General features: G+C 67.2%; 11 protein-coding genes. 6 read left to right on the top strand and 5 right to left on the bottom strand.

All coding sequences use genetic code 11. The annotated features are described in order from the left end of the window. Window positions 1-3: 3 nt before the first annotated feature. From hpnK to ACP5M5_RS10925, 3 genes are all read right to left on the bottom strand, one after another. Entirely contained in the window at window positions 4-846 is an 843-nt protein-coding gene (gene hpnK, locus ACP5M5_RS10935) for a hopanoid biosynthesis-associated protein HpnK (RefSeq protein ID WP_427937321.1), read from the bottom strand. Next, on the bottom strand, window positions 842-1,255 hold the full coding sequence (dksA, locus tag ACP5M5_RS10930) for an RNA polymerase-binding protein DksA (protein ID WP_205216172.1): 414 nt from the start codon (window positions 1,253-1,255) through the stop codon (window positions 842-844). The genes hpnK and dksA overlap by 5 nt, the downstream gene beginning before the upstream one ends. A gap of 168 nt (window positions 1,256-1,423) precedes the next feature. Next, window positions 1,424-1,885: a flagellar assembly protein FliX gene (locus ACP5M5_RS10925; RefSeq protein WP_427937318.1), complete on the bottom strand. Its 462-nt coding sequence runs from the start codon at window positions 1,883-1,885 to the stop codon at window positions 1,424-1,426. Window positions 1,886-2,185: 300 nt separating this feature from the next. Between ACP5M5_RS10925 and ACP5M5_RS10920 the strand changes: the two genes are divergently transcribed. Genes ACP5M5_RS10920 through ACP5M5_RS10910 form a run of 3 tightly spaced genes read left to right on the top strand, consistent with a single transcriptional unit; the run spans window position 2,186 to window position 4,007 of the window. Then, window positions 2,186-3,229: a flagellar basal body P-ring protein FlgI gene (locus ACP5M5_RS10920; RefSeq protein ID WP_427937320.1), complete on the top strand. Its 1,044-nt coding sequence runs from the start codon at window positions 2,186-2,188 to the stop codon at window positions 3,227-3,229. Continuing rightward, window positions 3,229-3,606 carry a rod-binding protein gene (locus tag ACP5M5_RS10915; protein ID WP_427937316.1) on the top strand — a complete coding sequence of 126 codons (378 nt, stop codon included), beginning with the start codon at window positions 3,229-3,231 and terminating at the stop codon, window positions 3,604-3,606. The genes ACP5M5_RS10920 and ACP5M5_RS10915 overlap by 1 nt, the downstream gene beginning before the upstream one ends. Continuing rightward, a complete protein-coding gene (locus tag ACP5M5_RS10910; RefSeq protein ID WP_114911267.1) occupies window positions 3,603-4,007 on the top strand; it encodes a hypothetical protein in 405 nt (134 codons plus the stop codon). Before ACP5M5_RS10915 ends, ACP5M5_RS10910 begins: the two co-directional genes overlap by 4 nt. A 117-nt stretch (window positions 4,008-4,124) precedes the next feature. Here ACP5M5_RS10910 and rpmG read toward each other — a convergent pair whose 3' ends face one another. Together rpmG and ACP5M5_RS10900 are read right to left on the bottom strand one after the other, a co-directional pair. Continuing rightward, window positions 4,125-4,292, bottom strand: coding sequence for a 50S ribosomal protein L33 (gene rpmG / locus ACP5M5_RS10905; protein ID WP_114911266.1), 168 nt, complete (start codon window positions 4,290-4,292; stop codon window positions 4,125-4,127). A 116-nt stretch (window positions 4,293-4,408) separates the two neighbouring features. Further along, a complete protein-coding gene (locus tag ACP5M5_RS10900; RefSeq protein ID WP_427937312.1) occupies window positions 4,409-5,263 on the bottom strand; it encodes a division plane positioning ATPase MipZ in 855 nt (284 codons plus the stop codon). Between the two features lie 224 nt (window positions 5,264-5,487). Between ACP5M5_RS10900 and ACP5M5_RS10895 the strand changes: the two genes are divergently transcribed. The 3 genes from ACP5M5_RS10895 to ACP5M5_RS10885 are packed head-to-tail and all read left to right on the top strand — an operon-like array spanning window position 5,488 to window position 8,980. Next, window positions 5,488-6,729, top strand: a complete 1,242-nt coding sequence (locus tag ACP5M5_RS10895; RefSeq protein WP_427937310.1) for a PqiA/YebS family transporter subunit — start codon at window positions 5,488-5,490, stop codon at window positions 6,727-6,729. After that, window positions 6,726-8,420, top strand: a complete 1,695-nt coding sequence (locus ACP5M5_RS10890) for an intermembrane transport protein PqiB (RefSeq protein WP_427937308.1) — start codon at window positions 6,726-6,728, stop codon at window positions 8,418-8,420. The genes ACP5M5_RS10895 and ACP5M5_RS10890 overlap by 4 nt, the downstream gene beginning before the upstream one ends. Next, entirely contained in the window at window positions 8,417-8,980 is a 564-nt protein-coding gene (locus tag ACP5M5_RS10885; protein ID WP_427937305.1) for a PqiC family protein, read from the top strand. The genes ACP5M5_RS10890 and ACP5M5_RS10885 overlap by 4 nt, the downstream gene beginning before the upstream one ends. Window positions 8,981-9,009: the final 29 nt, after the last annotated feature.

The following is a 9,009-nucleotide window of genomic DNA, read 5'->3' as shown; positions in this document are numbered from 1 at the left end:
ACTTCACAAGAGATCCCGCGCCGCAGCACTATAGGTCGTGCGCACGGGCAGAGCGGCAGCGAGTTCGGGATCCCGAAGGGCCTGAAATTCCGCCTCGTGCTCATACTCCGGCATCAGGGCAAGCAGCGCCGGATCACGCCATGCCGCCGGATGGAAATAAATCTCGCTCAGGCCCTCGGGCAGATGCGGCGCCAGCCGCCGCAGACGCGATACGGTCATGTGACCGCTCCACGCGATACCGAAAGCATGGTCATTGACCATGAGCCCGGCGCGGCGCGCCATTCGGCGCAGAACTCGGCTCCAGGCATAAAGCGCGTGACCGCCGATCCCAAGCGGCGTGCCGGCGGCGGCGAGCACGGCGGGCGGCTCGGCCGGGACGCGCAGCGCACGGAGGCCGAAGCGGCCTCCGATCTCGATCATCATCCGGGCGACGCCGGGATGAAGATGCATGTGCTTATGCGCGTTCGCATGATCGAGCGCGAGCCCGGTCGCAGCAAAAGTGGCGAATTGCGCCGCGATCTCGTCAGCGAGCTGGCGGTAGAGGACGGGACGGAAACTATAGGCAAAGCCCCGCCGCGCCTGGTCTGCGCCAAACCGGCCAGTGGCATCGAGAAGATCGGGAATGGCGGCGCGCGGCAGCACCGCCGGCCCATCGACGAGCACCAGATGCAGGCCGACCGCGAGATCGGGAAGGCGCCGCGCCCGCCGCACCGCGTCCGCTGCCGCCGGCGCCGCCACCATCAGACTGGCGCTGGTGAGAATGCCATCGCGGTGCGCCGCCTCGACGGCCTCGTTGACGGCCTCCGAAAGGCCGAAATCATCCGCCGAGACGATGACCCGCTTAATCGTCGCGATAGACTCGCTCCATCCGTTCGTGGCGTTCCTGAGCTTCGATCGAAAGGGTCGCGATCGGTCGCGCTTCGAGGCGTTTCAGCCCGATCGGCTCGTCGGTTTCCTCGCAATAGCCATAGGTGCCACTATCGATGCGGGCGAGGGCCTGGTCGATCTTGGCGATGAGCTTGCGGGCCCGGTCACGGGTGCGAAGCTCGAGCGCCCGATCGGTCTCGACGCTGGCGCGATCCGTAATATCGGGTTCGTGAATCCCGCCCTGCGACAAGCTGACCAAAGTACCATCGGCTTCGCGTAATAAATCAGCGCGCCAACGGATTAATTTTTGGCGGAAATACTCCACCTGCAGAGGATTCATGAACGGTTCATCCTCCGACGGGCGGTAATCGGGTGGCAACGTCACCATCATCTTCGCCGTCCTGCTCTCGTTTCTTCTCCAGGCCGGAAAAGAATGCCGGCCTGCCCTTGGCGAGGCAAACGGCTTATAGCCGCGTCGGATGGGCGCGCCAAGGGGAAAGCGTGGCCGCCGCCGGCATCCGACGCGTTTCTTCAACGAATTGACATAAAACGACAATCACGGCGCCCGACGATCCCTGTCGGGCAACACGCGGGCGCTGCGAGCATGGCGCGCCAATTCCACCCTGGCGCGCAGAACCACCGCCGCGACGGCGGCGCGAAGCGCGGGATCGCGCGCCTCCCCGGGGTTCATCTCCGCCAAAGCGGCAAGGCGGGCGAGCACCACGGTTTTTTCGCCGCCGCTCTCGCCGGCGGGCGCAAGCAAGGCGCGCTGCAAGGCCGCGAGTTCTTCGAGGAGGTCGCGGCCGTGGCGGCGCGCCTTTTGGTCGGCAACGCCCTCATCGCCCGCCTCCTGCAACAGCAAAATCGCCTCGAGGCCGCCGATCGCGGCACTCGCCGCCGGGGCCGCGGTTTCCGCAGCGGCGTCACTCGAGACCGCGAAGCGAAGCTTGCTCGAAGCCTTGCGCGGTGCCGTCTCGCGTACCCCGCCGGGGCCGAAGGGACCAATAATGCCGATCATCGTCGCGGCTCCTTTTTCCCGGACAACTCTGCCGCCCGGCAAATCCTGCCGGCGGGTTCGACCGCCCGAGCCCCGGCCGCGGGCGGATTTGTCCACCCCCCGCCCTGGCACGGGACTTGCGATATCCCGTCCGCCATCCCGTCTCCGGCCAGCGTTGCCGCCCGGTATACGTCTAGCGGAGAAAAGAATGGCAGGGAATTCTTGACGTCTCGCTACTTTCGGGGACCGGTCGTGTTGCGCCCTTTCGTCTCTTGCCTGTTTGCCCTCGGGGTTCTGTTCGGCCCGGCGCTCGCCCCGGCGATGGCGCAGATCCGCATCAAGGACATCGCCGATGTCGAGGGCGTGCGCCAGAACCAGCTCGTCGGCTACGGCCTCGTCGTCGGGCTGAACGGCACCGGTGACCGGCTGATGAGCGCGATCTTCACCCGCCAATCGCTGATCGGCATGTTGGAGCGGCTCGGCGTCAACACCATGGACCAGGCCCAGAATCTCTCCACCAAGAACATCGCCGCGGTGATGGTGACCGCCGAACTCCCGGCTTTTGCGCGCAATGGCAACCGCATCGACGTCACCGTCTCCTCGCTCGGTGACGCAACCGACCTGATGGGCGGGACGTTGATGGTCACCCCGCTGCTCGGCGCCGACGGCGAGGTCTATGCCGTCGCCCAGGGGGCGATTTCGACCGGTTCGATCTCGGCGAAAGGCGCGGCGCAGAGTGTCACCCGCGGGGTGCCGACCACCGGACGCATCCCCAACGGCGCGACGGTCGAGCGTGAGGTGCCGTTCTCACTCGCCAGCCTGCAGATTCTGCATCTCGGTCTGCGCAACCCCGATCTCACCACCGCCGAGCGGATGGCGAGCGTGGTCAACAAGGCGCTCGGCGGCCAGCTCGCCTCCGTCACCGACCCGCGCACCATCGCCGTCGATCTCCATGGCCGTGACGTCGTTTCGACACTGGCGCGGATCGAGAATCTGCATGTCGAACCCGATCAGCCAGCCACCGTGGTGGTGGACGAGGCGACCGGCACCATCGTCATGGGCGCCGATGTGCGCATCAGCACCGTCGCCATCGCCCAGGGCAACCTCACCATCCGCATCACCGAGACGCCGCAGGTGAGCCAGCCCGGCGCCTTCTCCGGTGGCCAGACCGTCGTCGTGCCGCGCACCAACATCCAGGTGGACGACCAGAGGAACCGCAAACTCGGTATCCTGCAATCGGGGACGACGCTGCAGGAGGTGGTTTCGGCGCTCAATTCCCTCGGCATCGGCCCGCGCGACATGATCACCATCCTCGAGGCGATCAAATCGGCCGGCGCCCTGCAAGCCGACCTCGAGGTGCACTGATGGCCGGCGCCCTCCTGCCGCCGGTGAGCGCGATACCCCCCGAAGCGGCGGGGCTTTCGCCGGCGGTGATCAACAAGGCGTGGGCGGCGGCGCGTGATTTCGAGGCGATGGCCCTCGGCCGGTTTCTCGCCCCGATGTTCGATACCGTCGATCTCAGCCATTCCGCCTTCGGCGGCGGCAGCGCCGAAGAAAGCTGGAAACCGATGCTGATCGATGCCATCGGCAAGCAAATCAGCGCCGCCGGCGGCCTCGGCCTCGCCCGGCCGGTCTTCGCCGAAATGCTGCGCATGCAAGAGGCCGCCGCCCACGCGGCCCTAGACGCGCCGTCCCCCGCGTCATCCCGATCCTCGTCATCCAGAATGGAGAAGATCCCATGAACCCAGACCTGATCGACGCCACCGTCTCGCTGGTCGAGATCATCGCGCAAGAGAACGACGCCCTTCGCAGCTTTGATCTCCGCCACGCCGCCTCGCTCACCGACAGCAAGGCGCGCGCCATCGAGGCTTTCATCTCGGCGCAGGCAAAGCAGGATCGCAGCAAAACGATCAGTTCGACGCAGCGCGAGGCGGTGGTCGAGATGGCGGCGCGGCTGCGCGAGCTCGTGGCGGAAAACCGCCGTCTGCTGGAGCGCGCGATCGGGGTGCAGCAGCGCGTGATCGGGGTCGTGGCGCGCGCCGCGCCGCAAGCGCTGGCGGCTAAAAACAGCCGCTACAGTCCCGATGGATCGTTGGCGGCGGCGCGCCGCATGCCGGCGGTCGCGCTTTCGGCGCGCGCTTGAGCGGACAAAAGCCCGTTCCCGGATCGCGGCAAAACGCCGCGAACAACGCCAGCAGAATGGCTGGCGGCGAGGCTTACGAAAACAGACGGGACAACGGCGCCAAAACGGCGCCGCCGCCTACTTGATTTTCGCTTCGCGGAACGGAACGTGCTTGCGCACGACCGGATCATATTTCTTCAGCTCGAGCTTGCCGGTCTGATTGCGGGCATTTTTCTTCGTGACATAGAAATACCCGGTCTCGGCGGTAGAGACGAGCTTGATCTGAACGACGTTGGACTTGGCCATGCGATACCTCTCTCGCGCCGGAGTTGGCCCAGGATCAGGGAAAAGTCAAGCCAACGCCAACACCAGGGCCGGGCGCAAAGCCGCGGGCGCGGTGACGAGCGCGGACGGGCGGCAAGTCATGCCGCGGGTGGCACCAGGGTCAAGGCGGGCGGAGGTTTGCGGATCGCGCCGATCAGGTTGCGCACTTCCGCCCGCGCCGTCACATGGCTCATGCCAAAAGAAATACCGAGCCCCGCCTCGCGCACATCCATCAGCGTCAGCCCCTGAAGATAAAGCTCGCGGAAGATCACCCGTTCCCCGAATCCCTTGACGGTGCGAAAGCCGATCCGCTTGGCCAGGGCCTCGAGGGTCGCGCCGACATCGCGCTTGTTGCGCGCCTCGCCGGCGCCGAGGCGGTTCCTCATCACCAGCCAGTCGATGCGGCCGCGATCGCGCGCCATTCGGCGCTTGCGCGCCTCCCAGACCATTTCGCTATAGATGCTCGGGTGCACGACCTCGTGCTGCTCGGGATCGACCTTGGCGAGCATGGCGAAATCAACGAAACTGTCATTGATCGGGGTGATCAGCGTATCGGCGTGGGCGTGGCCGAGGCGGCTCAGATGGGTATCGGCACCGGGGCAATCGATGACGACGATATCAACGTCACCGCTGATTTCGGCCAGCGCCGCGGCGAAGCGGGATTGCTCGTCGGCTTCCGCCATCGCCCGGCTATCGGCCTCGCTCCGTATCACCGCGGCGAAGCGCGGCATCGGCAGAGCGATGCCGCGCCGGGCGGCGAATTCGGCCCGCGCTTCGAGATAATGGGTCAACGTCGCCTGACGGGCGTCGAGATCGAGGGCTCCGACACGATAGCCATCGCGCAGCAGCCCGACGATGAGATGCATCGCAGCGGTGGATTTACCCGACCCACCCTTCTCGTTGCCGAGCACGATGATTTGTGCCCGCTTTTCGATCGCAACGCTCGCCACCATTGTTCCTCACGCCATTCGCATATCATGTCCGCCGTCCCCCGCCGCCCGCCGCGAATCGCCAGATCGGTGCGAATCGGTCTAGGGTGACTAAGTTTATGCCCATCAGCGTGCCCGGCGTCCATGCGCCCGGTCGGTTCAGTTTCGCCGTTTTCAGGATGACACGGTTTTTGGCGATCTCTCGCAGCTCGGCTTTGTTCGCGGACTCCCCCCGGCCAGCCTGGCCCGTGGCCGGCCAGATCGAATGTCCCGATTGCGGGCTCATTCTGCGCGCCCTGTCGCCGCCGGCCGGCCGCCGCTTGCGCTGCCCGCGCTGCCGGGCGGTGTTGCGACGCGGACGCCCCCAAGGGGCTGCGACCGCCCTGCCACTCGCGCTCGCCGCCTGGCCGCTGCTGCCGCTCGCCTTTCTCACCCCACTCATCCATCTCTCGCTGCTCGGGCGCGGGATCAGCGCGGCGCTGACCACCGGGCCGGCGCTGTTGACCGCAGAGGGCTGGGTGCCGCTCGCCGCGGTGGTTCTGCTGACCGCCTGCCTGCTCCCTGCGCTCCGCCTGCTCGGCCTCACCGTCGTGCTGCTCGGGCTGCGTCTGGCCCACCCACCACGTCATCTGCTTCGCCCGCTGCTGCGCGCGACCGAACATCTTCGGCCCTGGGCGATGGTCGAAGTCTATCTGCTCGGGTTCTTCGTCGCCTACAGCAAGCTGATCGATCTCGCCCGCGTGCGTGTCGAACTCGCCGGCTACGCGCTGGCGGCGCTGATGCTGGTGATGGCGCTGATCGACGAGAGGCTCGACCCGACCGCGCTTTGGGAGGCGCTGGCGCCACCGACCACCAGCGCCGCCCCGCCCGCAGGGTCCGCGGCGCGGCTGATCGGCTGCCAGTGCTGCGGCCTGCTCTGCGCCGGCACGCCGGGGGCTCGCTGCCCGCGCTGCGGCAGCCGGCTCCATGTCCGCAAGCCGCATAGTCTCGGGCGCACCCTCGCCCTCGTTCTGGCCGCCGCCTTGCTTTATATCCCGGCCAACCTGCTGCCGATTATGACCGTCGATTACCATGGCCAAGGTGTGCCCAACACGATTCTCTCCGGCGTCGAAGAATTGGCGGCGAGCGGTATGTGGCCGCTCGCCATTCTGGTCTTTTTCGCCAGCATCACGGTGCCGGTGCTGAAACTGCTCGGGCTCGGCCTATTGCTCGTGAGCACGCGAGCCGGCGCACGCCGGCGGCTCCTCGATCGCGCCCGGCTTTATCGCCTGATCGATGCCATCGGGCGATGGTCGATGATCGATGTGTTTATGCTCACCATCCTGGTCGGCGTGGTGCAGCTTGGCCTGCTTGCCACCGTCATCCCCGGGCCCGGCGCGGTTGCTTTCGCCGGCGTCGTGATCCTGACCATGCTCGCCTCGCAAAGCTTCGACCCACGTCTGATGTGGGATGCGGCCAGGCGCGGCCACCAGCGCCGGAGGCCGCGATGAGCGAGCCCTCGGCGTTGGAGGCGGAACCGCAACTCGAACGTGAACCGCGTCTCTCCCTGCTCTGGATCATCCCGCTGGTCGCCGTCGTGGTCGCGGTTTGGCTCGGCTGGCGAACCCTGTCGCAGGAAGGCCCGCTGATCACCCTCACCTTCAACACCGCCGACGGCCTCATCGCCGGGCAGACCCGGGTCAAGCACAAGGCCGTCGATCTCGGCACGGTGCGGGCGATCCGGCTCAGCGAGGACATGTCGCATGTCATCGTCGAGGTGCGGATGCGCCGCGAGGCGACCGCGGTTCTGACCGATCATGCACGGTTCTGGGTGGTCCGCCCGCGGTTTACGCCGAGCAGCGTCTCCGGCCTCGAAACCCTGGTCTCGGGCAGCTATATAGAGATCGACCCCGGCCCGCCGGGCGGCACCGCGCAGCGGGCGTGGAAGGGTCTCGAACAACCGCCGGCAGTGCGCTCGGGCGAGCCTGGTCATACCTATGTCTTGCACACGCGGAGCCTCGGCTCGCTCGGCATCGGCTCGCCGGTACTGTTTCGCGATGCCAGCGTCGGCGAGGTGCTGGGCTATGATCTTGGCGCGCCAGGCGGCGAAGCGGTGGTGCGGGTGTTCGTGCATGCGCCGTTCGATGCCTATATCCATGCGGGAAGTTATTTCTGGAGCGAATCCGGCCTCTCGGTGAACGCTGGCGCCAGCGGCTTCCATCTCGAGGTGCAGTCGATCCAGGCGCTTCTCACGGGCGCCGTCGCGTTCGATACCCCGCCCGAGGCACGCTCGGCCCCGGTTGCCGCCGATGGCGCCGATTTTCCCCTTTATCCCGACCGCACCGCCGCCGCCGCCTCGCGCTACACCAATTCCATTCCCATCGTGGTGCATTTCCACGGCTCGGTGCGCGGCCTTGCCGCCGGCGCGCCGGTTGAGATCTATGGCATTCAGATCGGCGAGGTCACGGACGTGACGCTGCACTATGATTTTGCGACCAAAACGCTCGACGTGCCGGTCAGGCTCACCGTCCAGCCGGATCGTATCTCCGCCCCCGGGGCGCCGCCGCCGACCCAGGAGCGGGCAAAGGAATCGCTTGCGGCGCTGACAAAAAATGGTCTTCGCGCGCAGCTCCGCACCGCCAATTACCTCACCGGGCAGCTCTATGTCGCCTTCGATTTCTTTCCCGGAGCGAAACCGGCGACCATCGGCGAGGAAGACGGCGCCATCGTCGTGCCGAGCCAGCCGAGCGACTTCGAAACCCTCGCCCGCATGGTCGATATCATTGGTCGTAAGCTGGAGGCGGTGCCGATCGAGCGCATCGCCGGCAATCTCGATTCCAGCCTCGCGGCGCTCGCCGGCATCGCCACCGGCAAGGAGCTGAAAACCACCCTCCAGTCGGCGGCGACGACGATGGCGAGCGCGCAGGCGCTGCTCCGCCAGATCAACACCAACGCTGGCCCGGCGCTGGCGCGGCTGCCGCGGATCAGCGCCGAACTCGAGGCCTCGCTCGATCGTGCCAACCGCCTGATGGCGGCGCTGGAGAGCGGTTACGGCGCCAATTCGCCGCTGCCGCGCGATCTCGAGCGCCTGGTCGGAGAGATGAACGACGCCGCGCGTTCGATCCGCAGCCTCGCCGACCTGCTCGATCAGCATCCCGAGGCACTGGTGCGCGGCCGCAGCGGCCCGGTGGAGGAACGATGAGCCTTCGCGTTCTTGCGATCCTGGCGCCGCTGCTTGGGCTGCTCGCTGGCTGCGCATCGCCAAATCCGAAGCTTTATACGCTGGCGCGCGTCCCCGGGCCGGCGGTTGCCGCGCCGGCCCAAACGATCGAGATCCGCCATGTCGGCCTGGCCCGTTATCTCGACCGCCCCGGCATGGTAACACGCGTCGACGCCTATCGGGTAACCCTCGCCGACGATGCACGCTGGGCGGAGCCGCTGGCGGACATGCTCGCCCGCGTCATCGCTGCCGATCTCAGCGCGCGCTTGCCGGGCAGCACGGTTTTTACCACCGCCAGCGCGATTTCCGCCGCCCCGGACGTTACCGTCGAGATCGATATCCAGCGCTTCGATGCCGGCAGCCGCTTCACCCTCGTCGCCGCTCTCGCCCTGCGGCGCGCGGGGCAGGCGCCGAAGCTCACAACCATCAGTCTCGCCGCCCCGCCGCCAGCCGGGGAAGAAAACCAGGTCGCGACCATGAGCCGCCTGCTCGGCGACCTCGCCGACCGCCTCGCAACGCTCATCGCAAACGACGGCCATTGAGCGCGCCCGCGGCGCGATTGCGGCGGGCG

Source organism: Acidibrevibacterium sp., assembly GCF_049965395.1.
GTDB classification, from domain to species: Bacteria; Pseudomonadota; Alphaproteobacteria; order Acetobacterales; family Acetobacteraceae; genus Acidibrevibacterium; species Acidibrevibacterium fodinaquatile.
The sequence above is the reverse complement of the archived record's forward strand: the minus strand, read 5'-3'. Positions and strand labels throughout refer to the sequence as shown.

Bases quoted from the DNA above. Each gene is read 5' to 3' on its own strand.
- dksA (WP_205216172.1), bottom strand. From the start codon at position 1,255: ATGGTGACGTTGCCACCCGATTACCGCCCGTCGGAGGATGAACCGTTC.
- ACP5M5_RS10925 (WP_427937318.1), bottom strand. From the start codon at position 1,885: ATGATCGGCATTATTGGTCCCTTCGGCCCCGGCGGGGTACGCGAGACG.
- ACP5M5_RS10920 (WP_427937320.1), top strand. From the start codon at position 2,186: ATGGCGCAGATCCGCATCAAGGACATCGCCGATGTCGAGGGCGTGCGC.
- ACP5M5_RS10915 (WP_427937316.1), top strand. From the start codon at position 3,229: ATGGCCGGCGCCCTCCTGCCGCCGGTGAGCGCGATACCCCCCGAAGCG.
- ACP5M5_RS10910 (WP_114911267.1), top strand. From the start codon at position 3,603: ATGAACCCAGACCTGATCGACGCCACCGTCTCGCTGGTCGAGATCATC.
- rpmG (WP_114911266.1), bottom strand. From the start codon at position 4,292: ATGGCCAAGTCCAACGTCGTTCAGATCAAGCTCGTCTCTACCGCCGAG.
- ACP5M5_RS10900 (WP_427937312.1), bottom strand. From the start codon at position 5,263: ATGGTGGCGAGCGTTGCGATCGAAAAGCGGGCACAAATCATCGTGCTC.
- ACP5M5_RS10890 (WP_427937308.1), top strand. From the start codon at position 6,726: ATGAGCGAGCCCTCGGCGTTGGAGGCGGAACCGCAACTCGAACGTGAA.
- ACP5M5_RS10885 (WP_427937305.1), top strand. From the start codon at position 8,417: ATGAGCCTTCGCGTTCTTGCGATCCTGGCGCCGCTGCTTGGGCTGCTC.